Annotated in this window: 16 protein-coding genes; 8 read left to right on the top strand and 8 right to left on the bottom strand. The window is 59.4% G+C overall.

Translation table 11 applies throughout. From position 1 onward, the window contains the following. Positions 1 to 2: 2 nt before the first annotated feature. The 6 genes from FQ185_RS03985 to FQ185_RS04010 form a co-directional block, all read right to left on the bottom strand. Entirely contained in the window at positions 3 to 998 is a 996-nt protein-coding gene (locus FQ185_RS03985; protein ID WP_149416351.1) for a hydrolase, read from the bottom strand. A 99-nt stretch (positions 999 to 1,097) separates the two neighbouring features. Beyond that, positions 1,098 to 2,570 (bottom strand): pitrilysin family protein, encoded by a 1,473-nt coding sequence (locus FQ185_RS03990; RefSeq protein ID WP_149416352.1) that lies wholly within the window; start codon positions 2,568 to 2,570, stop codon positions 1,098 to 1,100. Further along, positions 2,563 to 3,909, bottom strand: coding sequence for a pitrilysin family protein (locus tag FQ185_RS03995; protein ID WP_149416353.1), 1,347 nt, complete (start codon positions 3,907 to 3,909; stop codon positions 2,563 to 2,565). Before FQ185_RS03995 ends, FQ185_RS03990 begins: the two co-directional genes overlap by 8 nt. Before the next feature lie 112 nt (positions 3,910 to 4,021). Then, on the bottom strand, positions 4,022 to 4,621 hold the full coding sequence (gene rsmD / locus FQ185_RS04000) for a 16S rRNA (guanine(966)-N(2))-methyltransferase RsmD (protein ID WP_149416354.1): 600 nt from the start codon (positions 4,619 to 4,621) through the stop codon (positions 4,022 to 4,024). Continuing rightward, positions 4,621 to 6,111 (bottom strand): pitrilysin family protein, encoded by a 1,491-nt coding sequence (locus FQ185_RS04005; protein ID WP_149416355.1) that lies wholly within the window; start codon positions 6,109 to 6,111, stop codon positions 4,621 to 4,623. Before FQ185_RS04005 ends, rsmD begins: the two co-directional genes overlap by 1 nt. Continuing rightward, on the bottom strand, positions 6,104 to 7,459 hold the full coding sequence (locus FQ185_RS04010; protein ID WP_149416356.1) for a pitrilysin family protein: 1,356 nt from the start codon (positions 7,457 to 7,459) through the stop codon (positions 6,104 to 6,106). The genes FQ185_RS04005 and FQ185_RS04010 overlap by 8 nt, the downstream gene beginning before the upstream one ends. A gap of 344 nt (positions 7,460 to 7,803) precedes the next feature. Here FQ185_RS04010 and ftsY point away from each other — a divergent pair, with 344 nt between their 5' ends. From ftsY to rpoH, 4 genes are all read left to right on the top strand, one after another. Continuing rightward, a complete protein-coding gene (gene ftsY / locus FQ185_RS04020; RefSeq protein WP_149416357.1) occupies positions 7,804 to 9,327 on the top strand; it encodes a signal recognition particle-docking protein FtsY in 1,524 nt (507 codons plus the stop codon). Continuing rightward, entirely contained in the window at positions 9,324 to 9,995 is a 672-nt protein-coding gene (gene ftsE / locus FQ185_RS04025; protein WP_064680267.1) for a cell division ATP-binding protein FtsE, read from the top strand. Before ftsY ends, ftsE begins: the two co-directional genes overlap by 4 nt. Continuing rightward, on the top strand, positions 9,992 to 11,014 hold the full coding sequence (ftsX, locus tag FQ185_RS04030; RefSeq protein ID WP_149416358.1) for a permease-like cell division protein FtsX: 1,023 nt from the start codon (positions 9,992 to 9,994) through the stop codon (positions 11,012 to 11,014). Before ftsE ends, ftsX begins: the two co-directional genes overlap by 4 nt. Positions 11,015 to 11,127: 113 nt before the next feature. Then, complete coding sequence (rpoH, locus tag FQ185_RS04035) at positions 11,128 to 11,982, top strand: RNA polymerase sigma factor RpoH (RefSeq protein WP_007897890.1); 855 nt, start codon at positions 11,128 to 11,130, stop codon at positions 11,980 to 11,982. 205 nt (positions 11,983 to 12,187) lie between these two features. Here rpoH and mtgA read toward each other — a convergent pair whose 3' ends face one another. Next, the gene (gene mtgA / locus FQ185_RS04040) at positions 12,188 to 12,910 is read right to left on the bottom strand and encodes a monofunctional biosynthetic peptidoglycan transglycosylase (protein WP_149416359.1); all 723 of its coding nucleotides are present in this window, start codon (positions 12,908 to 12,910) and stop codon (positions 12,188 to 12,190) included. A gap of 74 nt (positions 12,911 to 12,984) precedes the next feature. Between mtgA and FQ185_RS04045 the strand changes: the two genes are divergently transcribed. The 4 genes from FQ185_RS04045 to trmB all read left to right on the top strand — a co-directional run bounded on the left by FQ185_RS04045 (position 12,985) and on the right by trmB (position 15,237). Further along, positions 12,985 to 13,356 carry a DUF423 domain-containing protein gene (locus FQ185_RS04045; RefSeq protein WP_149416360.1) on the top strand — a complete coding sequence of 124 codons (372 nt, stop codon included), beginning with the start codon at positions 12,985 to 12,987 and terminating at the stop codon, positions 13,354 to 13,356. Positions 13,357 to 13,446: 90 nt separating this feature from the next. Further along, a complete protein-coding gene (gene thiS / locus FQ185_RS04050) occupies positions 13,447 to 13,647 on the top strand; it encodes a sulfur carrier protein ThiS (RefSeq protein WP_165557463.1) in 201 nt (66 codons plus the stop codon). A 60-nt stretch (positions 13,648 to 13,707) separates the two neighbouring features. Then, positions 13,708 to 14,502, top strand: a complete 795-nt coding sequence (locus tag FQ185_RS04055; RefSeq protein ID WP_008068101.1) for a thiazole synthase — start codon at positions 13,708 to 13,710, stop codon at positions 14,500 to 14,502. A 9-nt stretch (positions 14,503 to 14,511) separates the two neighbouring features. After that, positions 14,512 to 15,237 carry a tRNA (guanosine(46)-N7)-methyltransferase TrmB gene (gene trmB, locus FQ185_RS04060; RefSeq protein WP_149416361.1) on the top strand — a complete coding sequence of 242 codons (726 nt, stop codon included), beginning with the start codon at positions 14,512 to 14,514 and terminating at the stop codon, positions 15,235 to 15,237. Positions 15,238 to 15,368: 131 nt separating this feature from the next. Here trmB and FQ185_RS04065 read toward each other — a convergent pair whose 3' ends face one another. Next, positions 15,369 to 15,692, bottom strand: coding sequence for a DUF3392 domain-containing protein (locus FQ185_RS04065; protein WP_033060485.1), 324 nt, complete (start codon positions 15,690 to 15,692; stop codon positions 15,369 to 15,371). Positions 15,693 to 15,711: the final 19 nt, after the last annotated feature.

A 15,711-nucleotide genomic window follows, 5' to 3' on the forward strand; every position in this document is an offset into this window, starting at 1 on the left:
CCTTACTCGCGGCCTACAGCGGTCAACCATTGAGGAATACGCCGTTCCAGGTAGTAGCCCGGTTGCCGGAACGTCCCATCGACGAAGCCGACATGCCCACCCTTGGCTTGCAACTCGAATTGAGTGCAGGCGGACAATTCGTCGGCTTGCGGCAGGCTGTGGGGAAACACAAAGGGGTCGTCGGCCGCCTGAATGATCAGGGTTGGCGTGCGGATCTCCCCAAGGAAATAACGACTCGAGGCGCGGCGATAGTAATCCTCGGCATCGACGAAACCGTTCAGCGGCGCCGTCACCCGGCCATCGAAGTCCCAGAACGTGCGCATGTTTTCCAGCGAGCCCAGGGCGGCCAATGCAGCCAGTCCATCCTCGCGCCCGTCATGCTGGAACTGCCGCTGCTTGTTCCTGATGTAAGCCACCATTTCACGCATGAAATGCGCCTGATAGACCTTGGAGAAACCCATACCGATACGGTCGGCGCAATGATCGAGGCGGAAGGGCACCGACACAGCCACTGCGCCGATCACACCGCTGTCGCTGCCGGTCTCGCCCAAATACTTGAGCAAAATATTGCCGCCCAGGGAATAGCCGACCGCATACAGTGGCGCCAGAGGTCGTTTGGCTTTCAGGTGTTTGATGGCTTCGGCCAGGTCTTCACTGGCACCGGAATGGTAGCTGCGCGGCAACAGATTCGGCTCGCCCGAACAGCCGCGCCAGTTCACCGCAACACTGGCCCAGCCTTGGGCACCCAGCGCTTTTTGCACTCCGGCCACGTAAGGCGAATTCGACGAACCGGTCAGACCGTGCAACACCAGCACCAATGGAGCAGTGGCGCTATGAGGGCCGTGCCAATCCAGGTCGAGGAAGTCGCCATCTTCAAGCCACAAACGTTCGCGCTGGCGTTCGACATGCGTGGTTTTGCGCCACAGCGGTCCCCACAAAGTCTGCAAGTGCGGGTTGCCGAGGCCTAAGGCTGGTCTGAAGGACGGCGGTTGAGTCATTGCGGAGCGCGGTTGCACATCAATTCTCGGTAAAGGTCTTCGTGAGGCTGCACAACGACGCGGCGGGCCTTCGCCATGACCGCGTCGCCCATGCAAAAACTAACTTGCCACAAAGTCGCCTGATGCGCGACACATGGCATTCGCGGCGCTTTCGATGGGGCTCGGCAACGGTTCCTGATTTGTCTTCGGACCCAGAATTACAGCACTCCATCCCTGCGCGTCGAAATGCTGGTTGAGCGCGGTTTTGACCGATTCGAGGTTCAGCTCAAGGGCCGTTTCGGTGGAGGAATCGAGTTCCAGCGGTAGATTGTGGGCACTAATGCTGTGGAGCTGGCCCAGAATCTGTGCATTGGAGGCGCTATTCAAGGGTGCGCTGCCGGTCAGACGCGTTTTGGTGTTATCGAGTTCTTCTTGTGTCGGACCATAGGCGAGGAAGTCGCCGAACATCTCTTTGATTCGCGCCACCGTTGCATCGGCCAGTTCCGGTCGAGTCTGCAAGTCGATAGTCAGAGTGCCTTGTGCTTGAAGGGCAGAGATACTGGCTTGAACGTCATAGGTCAGGCCTCGAGTTTCGCGAAGATCATTCATCAGTCTGGTGGTGAAAATCTGGCTCGCTATCTCAAGTGCGACATAGTCGGGACTGTTTCGCAGGACGCTTGGCTGGGCAAGTCGAAGGTAAGCCTGGGCCGACGACCGTTCCACGCGCAAAAGACTTTGGGAGGTGGTGGAACTGACCGGTTTCTTGAGGGGGGCGATGGCCGGACTCTGAGGCAATGCATTGGAAATTTGTGCGCCAATGCGTTGGGCTTCTTCCTCCGATAGATCGCCAACCAGCGTTATCAGTGCGTTGCCCGCGCCATACGCTTCGCGGTGGAAATCCTGCGCCTGGGTTTGGGTGATGGAGGCAAGTCCGGTCCTCGTTCCATAGATGGACTGCGCATAACCATGGCCAGGTAACAACAAACCAACGAGGGCCTGATTGGCCTGTAATTCGTAAGACTGGTCCTGCAAATCCAGAAAGTGCAGCAGCTGGGACTTTACGCCAGTCAGGGCATTTTCCGACAACAAAGGCTTGCCGAGCACTTGGGCGAACAGTTCAAGGGCTGGCGCGCGCCGGGTTTCATCGCTCAAGCTGCGCAATGAAAAACTGGCCCGGTCCTGGCTGATGCTCATGCCCAGCTTCGCCCCCAGGTTGTCGAAGGTCTCCTGGATAACGTCACGATCCTTGCCGTCCACGCCTTCATTCAAAAGACTAAAGGTCAGTGCTGCCAGGCCGGGTTTGTGCGCCGTGTGAGCACTGCCGGCGGCAAAACTTACATGGACATCGAACATCGACAGGCCAGTGGTCTGGATGAATAGAATCTTGGTGCCGGACAGCGTTTTATACCCCTTGATCGCCAGCGGCCTGCGGAGTGACGGAACCAGAGGTTCACTCAGTGATTGCAAAGAGGGTTTGGATGGCGTGGACGAAAGGGCAGCAGGCGCCGCGCAGAGCTGCCCACTCAGGGACAGGCCGACCAGCATTAACCACAACGTGCTCACTATGCCGGTGACACATCTGAACTTATTCATTGTTTTTCTCCGGCAGGATTTGCGTAGTGCTCATGCGCGCTCGTGTCAGGTAAGTGATTGCAGCTTGTTGAATATCCTCTGGTGTGACCTTGTTCAGCTCGTCCGACTCCTGATCCGCGAGCCGCCAGTCCAGGCCAATCGTTTCCAGTAAACCGAGGGTGTTGGCCTGGTTGTCCAGATCGTCCTTTGCATAAACCGAGTTGGTGATCAGGAGGGTCTTGGCGCGATCCAGCTCTGCCTTTTCCGGCGCTTTGTCTTTCAGTTCATCGATCATTTGCCATACGCGGGCGAGTGCATCTTCCGGCTTTTTTATTTTGTCGGAATTGAGGTGGGTGCTGATCGTCAGCACTGAATCGCCGCGAGTGAAGGCGTCGTATTCCGATGCGACTTCGGAGAATATCGCTTCACGTAACTGCAATTGCTGTTTGATCCGGGAGCTTTCGGAATCTGCCAAAAGTGTGTTGAGCAGGCGCAGGGCGTGAGCAGTCCGACGGTCTTTGGCGGTGGTCAGGGTAGGCGTATTGAAACTGATGATCAGTCGCGGGGCTGATAACGGTGCGTGCAGTATCAACGACCTTTCCCCCGGCTCAGCCAGTTCGACAGGCGCCAAGGCACTGGGCGTCGGGCGCCGATCAAGATGGCCGAAGTATTGCTGTGCCAGCGCTTTTACGTGATCAGGCGTTACATCTCCTACCACCACAAGCGTGGCATTGTTCGGCGTGTACCAGGCCTGATACCACTCCTGCAATTGAATGACTTTCATTCGTTGCAGGTCGTGCATCCACCCAATCGTCGGGGTGCGATATGCGCTGGCCAGGTAAGCGATGGTGTCCAGTCGTTCAAAACTGCGTGCCATTACTTGGTCATCGATGCGCAGTCGACGCTCCTCCTGAATGACAGTCAACTCCGTCCTGAAGTCCTCAGCGCTCAGCTCTGCGGTGCTCATAAGGTCGGCCATTATTTCAAAAGCGACGCCTAGCCGACCGGGGATCAACGTCTGGTGATAGACAGTGAAGTCCTTGCCGGTGAATGCGTTTTGTGTGGCGCCGAGTTTTTCCAGCGCCATGGCGAACTCTCCGGCGCAGGCTTTGCTGCTGCCTTTGTAGACCATGTGCTCGAGGGCGTGGGACAGACCTGATTGACCGGGCGGTTCATAGCTTGCGCCGACCTTCAGCCAAAGCTGGGAGGTCACCACCGGCGAGCGGTGGTCTTCGCGCACCAGGACTTTGAGTCCGTTATCCAGAACAAATTCGTGGGTCGAAGGGGGAGAGGCGGCGACAGCCATAAGCGGCAGCCATCCGATAAAAAGCAGCACAAACGTGCAGCGGGAGATGTTCATCCGTGTACATCCTCAGTGGTTTGCAGGTATTTGCGCAAACCACTGTGGATCATTTGGCTGGGTATCTGGCGGTAACTATGTAGTGCACATTCCGGCAGATGACGTCAGTGCTTCAGACACTGCGTTGCCACAGCGCGTAGTAAACCCGCCCGGATTTCTGCTCGCGGTGCAGGCGCCAGCTGCTCGGCAAGCCAAGGGACGACGGCGCATTTTCGCTTTCAGTGTAGATCCAGGCTTCGTTGGCCAGCCACTGACGCTCTTCGAGCAGCGTGCAAACGGCAGGCAACAGGTCCTGGTTGAACGGCGGATCGAGGAACACCACGTCATAAGCCGTCGCGGTCTGGGTTTCCAGGTAGCGCAAGGCATCGGCAGTCTGCACCTGGCCGGTGGTGCAACGCAGCGTGCCCAGATGTTCCTTGATGCTTGCGACCGCGATGTTACTGGCGTCCAGCGCCTGACCCATGGCCGCGCCACGCGACAAGGCTTCGAGGAACAGCGCACCGCTGCCGGCGAACGGATCAAGCACCTTGGCGCCCGCGACATACGGCGCGAGCCAGTTGAACAGGGTTTCACGCACCCGGTCCGGGGTTGGGCGCAGGCCCGGGGCATCCGGGAAGCTAAGCTTTCGGCTGCCCCATTCGCCGCCGATGATGCGCAGTTGGTTCACGCCGTTATGCACGTTGTGAACGGGTTTTTTAGGACGAGTGGCCATTAATGCTCCGGAACCCCGAGCGGTTGCTCGGCAGGTTTATCAGTGGGGGCCGGTAACGGCTTTTGCGGCACGGTCGGGCCAGCGCTGACGATGACCATTTTGTCCGTGCTCAAGTGTTTGTTCAGTGCCGCTTTGACCTGTTCGACGGTCAGGCTCTGGGACTGTTGCATGAAGTCTTCCAGGTAACTCAACGGCAGGTTGTAGAAACCCATGGCGCCGAGTTGACCGACGATGTCGGCGTTGCTGGCAGTGGACAGCGGGAAGCTGCCGGCCAGTTCACGCTTGGCGTCGTCGAGTTCTTTTTCGGTCGGGCCGGTTTTAAGGTAGTCGGCGAGTACGTCCTGCACCAATTTCAAGGTGCCTTCGCTCATCTCGGCGCGGGTCTGCAAGTTGATCATGAACGGGCCGCGCGCCTGCATCGGGGTGAAGCCCGAATACACGCCGTAAGCCAGGCCGCGCTTCTCGCGCACTTCGCTCATCAAGCGGGTGCCGAAGCCACCGCCGCCAAGGATCTGGTTGCCCATGGACAGTGCCGCGTAGTCTGGATCTTCACGGTCGATGCCCAGTTGCGCGAGCATCAGGTTGGTCTGCTTGGACGGAAACTCGATGTGACCGATGCTGGCTTTCGGTTCGGTCGGTTGCGCAATTTTCGGCAACGCCGGGCCTTTTGGCAGCGCGCTGGACACCTGAGCGGCAATTGCCTCGGCTTCGGCGCGGGACAGATCGCCCACCAATGCAATGACCACGTTGCCGGCGGCGTAGGCTTTCTCATGGAAGGCTCGCAACTGCGCCAGCGTGATAGCAGGAACGGTTTTCGCCGTGCCGTCGCTGGAATGCGCGTACGGGTGATCGCCGTACAAGCGGCTCATCAGTTCCAGGCTGGCCAGTTTGCCCGGGTTCTGTTTCTGGTATTCGAAACCGGCGAGCATCTGGTTCTTGATGCGTGCGAAGGAGTCGGCAGGGAAGGTCGGTTTGCCCACCACTTCCGAGAACAGTTTCAGTGCAGGCTCGCGTTTGTCCGCGGCGCTGAGGCTGCGCAGGGAAGCAATCGACATGTCCTTATAAGCGCCGTTACTGAAGTCGGCCCCCAAGCCTTCGAAACCCTGAGCGATGGCACCGACATCTTTACCGGCCACACCTTCGTTGAGCATCGCGTTGGTCAGCAAGGCCAAGCCAGGCGCGTCGCCGTCCTGGCTGCTGCCGGCGGCGAAGATCAGGCGCATGTCGAACATCGGCAGCTCCCGGGCTTCGACGAACATCACTTTGGCGCCTTCGGCGGTTTTCCAGGTCTGCACGTCCATCGACCGGTGAGTCGGGGCTTTGCCATCGAGTTCCGCCAGAGACTGCAGCTTCTGGCTGGCCTTGGCCTTGTCGAGGGCTTCGCTGGCCTTGGACTCGTCGGTCTTGGAGAAGTAGAACGCGGCAGACCCGATCAGGGCGACAGCGATCAGGCCAATCAGGGCCAAGCGAGGTTTTTTACGCTCACTCATGAGTCGTCTCCTGTGGCAGTACATGGGCGACGCTGAGACGTTCGCGGGTGAAATACAGCTTGGCGGCGTTCTGGATGTCTTGCGGGGTCACGCTTTCCAGCTCGGCCAGTTCGGTGTCCATCAGTTTCCACGACAGACCGACGGTTTCCAGTTGGCCGATGGCTGTGGCCTGACTGGTGATCGAGTCACGCTCGTAGACCAGGCCAGCGATGACCTGCGCGCGGACGCGTTCCAGTTCTTCGGCGGACGGCGCGGTGGTTTTCAGCTGTTCGAGCAGCTTCCACAGACCAGCTTCGGCCTGGGCCATGGTTTTTTTCTTCTGGGTGTTGGGTGTCGCCGACAGGGTGAACAGGCTGTCGCCACGGGTATAGGCGTCGTAGCTCGACGAACCACCGGACACCAGTTCTTCACCGCGTTCCAGCTGCGTCGGGATACGCCCGCTATAGCCGCCGTCGAGCAGCGCCGAAATCAGGCGCAAGGCGTTCACTGAGCGCTTGTCTTCGGCAGTGGCGATGCTCGGCACGTTGAAGCCGAGCATCAGGCTTGGCAGTTGAGTCTGCACGTGCAGGGTGATCTGTCGCTCGCCGGGCTCGGCCAGTTCCAGTGGGATTTTCGCTGCCGGCACATCACGCTTGGCGATCGGGCCGAAGTAGCGCTGGGCGAGGGTTTTGACTTCGTCCGGGGTCACGTCGCCGACCACCACCAACGTGGCATTGTTCGGCACGTACCAGGATTGGTACCAGTGACGCAGCTCTTCGACTTTCATCCGTTCAAGGTCGGCCATCCAGCCGATGGTCGGCGTGTGGTAGCCGCTGGCCGGGTAGGCCATGGCTTTGAAGCGTTCGTAGGCCTTGGACATCGGTTTGTCGTCGGTGCGCAGACGCCGCTCTTCCTTGATGACCTCGATTTCGCGGGCAAACTCGTCGGCCGGCAAGCGCAGGCTGGCCATGCGGTCGGCTTCCAGTTCGAAGGCCACGCCCAGACGGTCGCGGGCCAGCACCTGGTAATAGGCCGTGAAGTCATCGCTGGTGAACGCGTTCTCTTCGGCGCCGAGGTCACGCAGGATCAGCGACGCTTCGCCGGGGCCGACTTTCTCGCTGCCCTTGAACATCATGTGTTCCAGCGCGTGGGACAAACCGGTCTGGCCCGGCGTCTCGTAGCTTGAGCCGACCTTGTACCAGACTTGGGAAACCACCACCGGCGCACGATGGTCTTCGCGCACGACGACCTTCAGGCCGTTGTCGAGGGTGAATTCGTGGGTGGGTTGTGGATCGGCAGCCAGGGCCGAGAGGGGCAGACAAACTGTGCTGAGCAGCAGGCCTGCAGCGCGGCGGGCTAGAGCATTCATTCGTTTTTAAACCTGTTGAGCTGCCCGCTTGTTCTTAGCGTCAGCGGGCGAGAGGGTGCTAGGATACTGATCCGTTTTACTGGCGGCCACGCCTATCAGGCCTTTGATCGGTCAGCAGGTTGTTTGGGTTGGAGGCTGAAGCTTTGAGTTTGTCAGCTAAACTCTGCGTTTTCGCCGACGTTACCGTTCCAGTCCTTCGTATTAATCGACCTTTGAGGTGCCGTTTGCACCTCGACAAAATGTTGCGCGTGAACAAGCTGGGTCAATCGCAGTCTGTTCTGCATCGAATATTTATTTGCCGAGGCGCCATTTGGCGCGTCGCTACCGTGAGATAGCCGTCCTCCATGTTTGGTTCCAACGACGACAAGAAGACCCCAGCTGCGGCTGGCGAGAAGAAAAGCCTGTTCGGATGGCTGCGCAAAAAGCCGCAGGAACCCGTCGTCGAACAGCCACAGCCACTTCCTGAGCCAGTGCCTGCGCCGGTAATAGAAGAAGAGATCGCGCCGATTGTCTTGCCGATCGCCGAACCGGTGCTGCAACCGGTAGTCGAGACGGCCCCTGATGTTGTCGCTGAAGTGATGGCCCAATCGCCGCTGACGCCTGTTGCCGAGCCATGGTTGACATTGCCGGTGGCGGAAGAACCGGTAGCACTGGTCGAAGATGAGCTGGCGCCGCACATTACGCCGCCAATTCCGGCGCCGACTGCGTTTAGCCCTGAGCCGGTACAGGCGCCGGTTGTCGCGCCGATCGTTGTGGCCGAGCCTGCGCCAGTTGTTCCAGAGCCTGTGGCGCCTGCATTTGTTGCTCCGGTTACTCCGGTTGCTCCGGTTGCTCCAGTTGTTCAAGCGCCAGAGCCTGCACCTGCACCGGTCATCTCTCCCGTTGTCGCCGCACCGGTCGAAGCCCCGGTCGAGCCACCGCGCACCGAAGAGACCAAAGCCGGCTTCTTCGCCCGTCTCAAGCAGGGTTTGTCCAAGACCAGCGCCAGCATCGGCGAAGGCATGGCGAGTCTGTTCCTGGGCAAGAAGATCATCGATGACGAGTTGCTCGAAGACATCGAAACCCGCCTGCTGACGGCCGACGTCGGTGTTGAAGCGACCTCGGTGATCATTCAGCACCTGACCCAGAAAGTTGCCCGCAAAGAGCTGGCCGACGCCGATGCGCTCTACAAGTCCCTGCAAGCTGAACTGGCGGCGATGCTCAAGCCCGTTGAACAGCCGCTGAAAATCACCTCGCAGAACAAGCCGTTCGTGATTCTGGTGGTTGGCGTCAACGGCGCCGGCAAGACCACCACCATCGGCAAACTCGCGAAGAAGCTGCAACTCGAAGGCAAGAAAGTCATGCTCGCGGCGGGTGATACCTTCCGTGCCGCAGCGGTCGAGCAATTGCAGGTCTGGGGTGAGCGCAACAAGATCCCGGTCATCGCCCAGCACACCGGCGCCGACTCGGCTTCGGTTATCTTCGACGCCGTGCAAGCCGCCAAGGCCCGTGGCATCGACGTGTTGATCGCCGACACCGCCGGTCGCCTGCACACCAAAGACAATTTGATGGAAGAGTTGAAGAAGGTTCGCCGGGTGATCAGCAAACTCGACGCCGATGCGCCGCACGAGGTGCTGCTGGTGCTCGATGCCGGTACCGGTCAGAACGCGATCAGCCAGGCCAAGCAGTTCAACCAGACCGTCGAGCTGACCGGCCTGGCGCTGACCAAACTCGACGGCACCGCCAAGGGCGGGGTGATTTTTGCCTTGGCCAAACAATTTGGCTTGCCGATTCGCTACATCGGCGTCGGTGAAGGCATCGACGATTTGCGTACTTTTGAAGCAGAACCCTTTGTCCAGGCGCTGTTTGCCGAGCGGGAGCGTTCATGATTCGTTTCGAGCAGGTCGGTAAACGCTACCCGAACGGACACGTTGGCTTGCATGAGCTGAGCTTTCGGGTCCGTCGTGGCGAGTTCTTGTTTGTCACCGGCCATTCCGGCGCCGGTAAAAGCACCTTGTTGCGTCTGCTGCTGGCCATGGAGCGACCGACCACCGGCAAGCTGCTGCTGGCCGGGCAAGATCTGGCCACCATCAGTAATGCGCAGATTCCTTTCCTGCGTCGGCAGATTGGCGTGGTGTTCCAGAACCATCAGCTGCTGTTCGATCGTACGGTGTTCAATAACGTCGCGTTGCCGTTGCAGATCCTGGGCCTGTCCAAGGCCGAGATCGTCAAGCGCGTGGACTCGGCCCTGGAGCGCGTGGCGCTTTCGGACAAGACCGACTTGTACCCTGGCGACCTGTCCACCGGTCAGCAACAGCGTGTCGGCATTGCACGCGCCATTGTTCACCGCCCGGCTTTGCTGCTGGCGGACGAACCGACCGGTAACCTCGACCCGCGTCTGGCCGCTGAAATCATGGGCGTATTCGAAGACATCAACCGTTTGGGCACCAGCGTGCTGATCGCCAGTCACGACCTGGCACTGATCGCCCGTATGCGTCACCGCATGCTGACCCTGCAACGCGGCCGCTTGATCGGCGACGGGGAGGCTGCGGTATGAGTGCGACACGCAGCCCCAAGGTTTCCGAACGTGTGGCGCCGAAAGCCGCCGACCCGCAACCGCAGAAGAAAAAACGCGACGATGACGATGGCCCGGACTTCGCCACATTGTTCCACGCCTGGGTCGAAAGCCACCGTGCCAGTCTGCTGGACAGTTTGCGTCGCTTGGGCAAACAGCCGATCGGCAGCTTTTTCACCTGCATGGTGATGGCGGTTGCCCTGAGTTTGCCGATGGGCCTGTCACTTTTGCTAAGTAACGTCGAGCGTCTGGGCGGTTCCTGGCAGCGTGCGGCGCAGATTTCCCTGTACCTGCAACTTGAGGCCAGCCCGAGCGAGGGTGAAGCGCTGCGCGAGCAGATCAAGGGCATGCCCGGCGTCGCCGATGCGCAATATGTTGGTCGCGATCAGGCGCTGGAAGAGTTTCAACAGCAGTCCGGTCTGGGCGAGGCGCTCAAGGAATTACCCGAGAACCCACTGCCAGGCGTGGTTCTGGTGACGCCGAACGAAGTCGACAAGCCGGCGCTTGAAGCATTAAGACAAAAACTTTCCGAGTTGCCGAAGGTACAACAGGCACAGCTTGATCTAGTCTGGGTCGAGCGTCTGGCGGCGATTCTCAAGCTGGGCGACCGTTTTGTCTTCGGTCTCACCGTGCTTCTGGTTTCTGCATTACTTTTGGTGATAGGCAATACCATTCGTCTTCATATTGAAAACCGCCGCACAGAGATAGAAGTGATTAAACTCGTCGGCGGCACTGACAGCTATGTGCGCAGGCCCTTTCTGTACATGGGCGCGCTTTATGGCTTTGGTGCTGGGATTCTTTCGTGGGGCGTATTGGCGTTTGGCCTGGACTGGCTGAACGACGCGGTGGTTGGACTGGCCGGTTTGTATGGCAGCGATTTTGCGCTGGCCGGAGTGCCAGTTGCCGACGGTCTGTCTCTCTTGCTTGGCGCGGTGCTGTTGGGGTATATCGGTGCATGGATTGCAGTCGCACGCCACCTGAGGGAGCTTGCGCCTAAGTAGTATCATTTTGCTCGTATTGACCTTTCAGCGTTTATGGGAACTTGTCTTTCGGTTTTCGGTCAATTTTCGCAGTGCTGAACTGCACGAGTTATGTAAGTCGGAGGTTTTTTCGTATGACCAATTCTTTGCAACCTGCATATGCTCTGGTCCCAGGCGCAAACCTGGAGGCCTATGTGCACACGGTGAACAGCATTCCATTGCTGACGCCGGAGCAGGAGCGTGAACTGGCCGAGAGTCTCTATTATGAGCAGGATTTGGGGGCGGCTCGGCAGATGGTGCTCGCCCACCTGCGTTTTGTCGTACATATCGCCCGTAGCTATTCCGGCTACGGTCTGGCTCAGGCTGACCTGATCCAGGAAGGCAACGTCGGCCTGATGAAGGCCGTGAAGCGCTTCAACCCTGAAATGGGTGTGCGCCTGGTGTCCTTTGCCGTGCACTGGATCAAGGCGGAAATCCACGAGTTCATCCTGCGCAACTGGCGCATTGTGAAAGTCGCGACCACCAAGGCCCAGCGCAAGCTGTTCTTCAACCTGCGCAGCCAGAAGAAACGTCTGGCGTGGCTGAACAATGAGGAAGTCCACCGTGTGGCGGAAAGCCTCGGCGTAGAGCCGCGGGAAGTGCGTGAGATGGAAAGCCGCCTGACCGGCCATGACATGGCCTTCGATCCGGCTGCGGAAGCGGACGACGACAGTGCTTTCCAGTCGCCGGCCAACTATCTGGAAGACCACCGGTACGACCCGGCCCGTCAACTGGAAGATGCCGATTGGAGCGACAACTCCAACCACAACCTGCACGAAGCACTGGAAGTGCTGGACGACCGCAGCCGTGACATCCTCTACCAGCGCTGGCTGGCAGAAGAGAAAGCCACGCTGCACGACCTGGCGCAGAAGTACAACGTGTCGGCCGAGCGTATTCGTCAGCTTGAGAAGAGCGCGATGAACAAGCTCAAGTTGTCGATCGCGGCTTAACCTGCGCGAAGGCAATAGAAAACGCCCCGATCATTGATCGGGGCGTTTTTGTTTGTGTCCGTTTTTCCTGAATCACCATAAACCAATGTGGGAGCGACGGTGCGACGATTCGACCTGCTCGCGATGGCGTCAGGTCAGTCGCTATAAATATTGAATGATCAATAGCTATCGCGAGCAGGCTCGCTCCCACAGGGGATCTGCAGTGTTATTGAGACCAAGGTGCGCGGCGTGAATCGTTGATCCCGACCAGATAGCTATCGCCACCCAGCTGACTCATCTGCTGTCGAATCCATCCCGCTCGCCGTGCGACGTAGTTAGTTGGATGACTGGCGCTCCATACTCGCGGGTTAGGCAGCACCGCCGCCAGCAAACTGGCCTGCTGGCGGGATAGCGAGCGAGCGCCAACGCCAAAGTGATGCCGTGCCGCCGCTTCGGCGCCAAATACCCCGTCATCCCACTCGACACTGTTCAGATACACCTCCAGAATCCGCTGCTTGGGCCAGAGCACCTCGATCAGCCCGGTAAACCAGGCTTCCAGGCCTTTGCGCAGCCAGCTGCGGCCAGACCACAGGAACAGATTCTTCGAGACTTGCTGGCTCAAGGTGCTGGCACCGCGAATCGAACCGCCGAGCTCGTTATGGGCCAATGCTTTCTGGATCGCACCAAAGTCAAAACCCCAATGCTCCGGGAATTTCTGATCCTCCCCGGCAATCACCGCGACTTTCAGGTCGTCAGAGATTTCATTCCAGGGTTTCCAGGTGCGTTGCAGGTCGATGGGCTCGCCGTCGAACCAGGATTCGACCTTGCGCTCGACCATCAAGGCCGTTCCCGGTGGCGGTACCACGCGAAAAATCAGAACCAGCAATACGCTGCCGCCCGCGAACCAGAGCAGGGCTTTCGTGAATCGTCGCAAAAATAAACGCAGCATAGAGATGGCTTGGCCGAACCCGTTGAGCGGGCCATTATACAGACCCTGTGGATCGAGTCTGACTGGAGTTCTTCATGCTGCGTGGCTTTCTGATGCTGGCCGCTTTTTTCGGCTTCACCGGCGTTGCCCTGGGTGCGTTCGCGGCCCACGGTTTGAAAAACCGCCTGACGCCCGAATATCTGACGATTTTCCATACGGGCGTCACCTACCAACTGGTGCACACCCTGGCCTTGCTGGGTGTGGCGCTGCTGGCCACACAGATTCCCGGTCGTTTGGTCGCTTGGGCCGGCGCGTCCTTTGTCATCGGCATTCTGCTGTTTTCCGGCAGTCTGTACCTGCTGACCATGACCGGCATCAGCAAGCTCGGGATCATCACCCCCTTCGGCGGGCTGGCATTTCTGGTCGGCTGGTTGTGCCTGGGGCTTGCCGCCTGGCGGTTGAGCTGACCGAGCAGTCCATTTCATGACGAATGGCTTGGGTCGCCAAGACTGATCGGGCTAGAATGCCAGCCCCTAAAAATGATGGCGGCATTCGGTATGCGCATTCAGTTGAACGGCGAATCCCTTGAACTGCCCGACGGTGAAACCGTTGCGGCCCTGCTGACCCGTCTGGAACTGACCGGACGCCGGGTGGCGGTCGAACTCAATCTGGATATCGTCCCGCGCAGCCAGCATGCCGACACCACGCTGAACGACGGTGACAATGTCGAAGTGGTACACGCCATCGGCGGCGGCTAGTCGCCCGGCCCGCAAGGGCACAGAATTCTGCAAGAACCTCACCCCTACAGAGGATTTCCCATGAGCATCGTTCGTAGCGACAAGCCCTTCGTCTTGGCCGGTCGTACTTACCAGTCGCGTCTGCTGGTAGGTACCGGCAAATACCGCGACATGGAAGAAACCCGCCTGGCCATCGAAGCCTCGGGTGCCGAGATTGTCACCTTCGCCGTGCGCCGCACCAACCTCGGCCAGAACCCGGGCGAACCGAACCTGCTCGAAGTCCTGTCGCCGGATCGCTACACCTTCCTGCCAAACACCGCCGGTTGCTTCGACGCTACCGAGGCTGTGCGCACCTGCCGCCTGGCGCGGGAGCTGCTCGGCGGCCACAACCTGGTGAAGCTGGAAGTGCTGGCGGACCAGAAAACCCTGTTCCCCAACGTGATCGAAACCCTCAAGGCCGCCGAAGTGCTGGTCAAGGAAGGCTTCGACGTGATGGTTTACACCAGCGATGACCCGATCATCGCCCGTCAACTGGCGGAAATCGGTGTGATCGCAGTCATGCCGCTAGCCGGTCTGATCGGCACAGGCTTGGGGATCTGCAACCCGTACAACCTGCAGATCATCCTCGAAGAAGCCAAGATTCCTGTGCTGGTGGATGCTGGTGTCGGGACTGCTTCCGACGCCACCATCGCCATGGAACTGGGTTGCGAAGCGGTGCTGATGAACTCGGCCATCGCCCACGCCCAGCAGCCGATCATGATGGCTGAAGCCATGAAACACGCCATCGTTGCAGGTCGCTTGGCCTACCTCGCCGGCCGCATGCCGAAAAAACTCTATGCCAGCGCCTCCTCGCCGCTGGATGGTCTGATCAAGTAAGAGCCATTGATGACTGAATCAAACGACACGCCTATCCAGACGGAAGAAGGCGACGAGCGCCAACACCGCCGCATCAAGAGTTTCGTGATGCGCGCCGGTCGCATGACCGAAGGCCAGCAACGCGGTCTGGACCAAGGCACGCCGCTGTTCGTGCTGCCTCTGGCCGATGCGCCGGTGGACTTCGACCAAGTGTTCGGCCGTTCGGCGCCGCGTTCCCTGGAAATCGGTTTCGGCATGGGCCATTCGCTGCTGGAAATGGCCGCGGCCTCGCCAGAGCAGGATTTCATTGGCGTGGAAGTGCACCGGCCGGGTGTTGGCGCGCTGCTTAATGGCGTGCTGACTCAGGGCCTGACCAACCTGCGAGTCTACGATTGCGATGCGATTGAAGTGCTCAACCGCTGCGTGGCCGACAATAGCCTTGATCGCCTGATGCTGTTTTTTCCGGACCCGTGGCACAAAAGCCGTCACCACAAGCGCCGTATCGTTCAGGCGTCGTTCGCTGAGCTGGTGCGCAGCAAGTTAAAGGTCGGCGGGGTGCTGCACATGGCCACCGACTGGGAACCGTACGCCGAGTACATGCTGGAAGTGATGAACGTTGCGCCGGGTTATCGCAACCTGGCCGAAGACGGCAAATGCGTCCCACGCCCGGCCGAGCGCCCGATCACCAAGTTCGAACGACGCGGCGAACGTCTTGGGCATGGCGTGTGGGATTTGAAGTTCGAAAAACAGTCCTAAGCCATACGCAATGATCGTTCCCATGCTCCGCGTGGGAATGCCTCAACGGACGCTCTGCGTTCGGCTCTGAATGGGACGCGGAGCGTCCCTGGCTGCATTCCCACGCAGGGCATGGGAACGATCATCAGCCCTCAGCGGCGGTCGGCGACGACGCCGATCAACACCAGCACCACCAACAACACCGGCGCCAGGCTGTAGTTGTTGAACTGGCTCAGGCCTTTGATGATCCACGGCGTGGCGTAGATCAGTGCGACGCCGCTGCCGACCATGCACAACAGGGCCATCAGCGGGACGCGCAAGGCGCCGGCGATGCTGCCCAGACGTGCGTCGACCCAGCCTTTGATATCCGCGCCAAACAACACCAGCAGACAGCCCACCAGGGCCAGAGCGATTTCAGACAGGTTGCTACGGCTCCAGCGGGACGCGGTGGCGAGCAGGTCGAGTATCAAATCCATTCGTTTTCCCTTAAGGCTG

Origin of the sequence: Pseudomonas sp. ANT_H12B (assembly GCF_008369325.1) — a bacterium.
GTDB lineage: Bacteria > Pseudomonadota > Gammaproteobacteria > Pseudomonadales > Pseudomonadaceae > Aquipseudomonas.

What these genes read in the sequence shown, in the direction of transcription:
- ftsE (WP_064680267.1), top strand. Translation starts at nt 9,324, where the DNA reads ATGATTCGTTTCGAGCAGGTCGGTAAACGCTACCCGAACGGACACGTT.
- thiS (WP_165557463.1), top strand. Translation starts at nt 13,447, where the DNA reads ATGCGCATTCAGTTGAACGGCGAATCCCTTGAACTGCCCGACGGTGAA.
- FQ185_RS03990 (WP_149416352.1), bottom strand. Translation starts at nt 2,570, where the DNA reads ATGAATAAGTTCAGATGTGTCACCGGCATAGTGAGCACGTTGTGGTTA.
- FQ185_RS04065 (WP_033060485.1), bottom strand. Translation starts at nt 15,692, where the DNA reads ATGGATTTGATACTCGACCTGCTCGCCACCGCGTCCCGCTGGAGCCGT.
- trmB (WP_149416361.1), top strand. Translation starts at nt 14,512, where the DNA reads ATGACTGAATCAAACGACACGCCTATCCAGACGGAAGAAGGCGACGAG.
- FQ185_RS04005 (WP_149416355.1), bottom strand. Translation starts at nt 6,111, where the DNA reads ATGAGTGAGCGTAAAAAACCTCGCTTGGCCCTGATTGGCCTGATCGCT.
- FQ185_RS04045 (WP_149416360.1), top strand. Translation starts at nt 12,985, where the DNA reads ATGCTGCGTGGCTTTCTGATGCTGGCCGCTTTTTTCGGCTTCACCGGC.
- FQ185_RS04010 (WP_149416356.1), bottom strand. Translation starts at nt 7,459, where the DNA reads ATGAATGCTCTAGCCCGCCGCGCTGCAGGCCTGCTGCTCAGCACAGTT.
- rsmD (WP_149416354.1), bottom strand. Translation starts at nt 4,621, where the DNA reads ATGGCCACTCGTCCTAAAAAACCCGTTCACAACGTGCATAACGGCGTG.
- rpoH (WP_007897890.1), top strand. Translation starts at nt 11,128, where the DNA reads ATGACCAATTCTTTGCAACCTGCATATGCTCTGGTCCCAGGCGCAAAC.
- ftsX (WP_149416358.1), top strand. Translation starts at nt 9,992, where the DNA reads ATGAGTGCGACACGCAGCCCCAAGGTTTCCGAACGTGTGGCGCCGAAA.
- FQ185_RS03995 (WP_149416353.1), bottom strand. Translation starts at nt 3,909, where the DNA reads ATGAACATCTCCCGCTGCACGTTTGTGCTGCTTTTTATCGGATGGCTG.
- FQ185_RS03985 (WP_149416351.1), bottom strand. Translation starts at nt 998, where the DNA reads ATGACTCAACCGCCGTCCTTCAGACCAGCCTTAGGCCTCGGCAACCCG.
- ftsY (WP_149416357.1), top strand. Translation starts at nt 7,804, where the DNA reads ATGTTTGGTTCCAACGACGACAAGAAGACCCCAGCTGCGGCTGGCGAG.
- FQ185_RS04055 (WP_008068101.1), top strand. Translation starts at nt 13,708, where the DNA reads ATGAGCATCGTTCGTAGCGACAAGCCCTTCGTCTTGGCCGGTCGTACT.
- mtgA (WP_149416359.1), bottom strand. Translation starts at nt 12,910, where the DNA reads ATGCTGCGTTTATTTTTGCGACGATTCACGAAAGCCCTGCTCTGGTTC.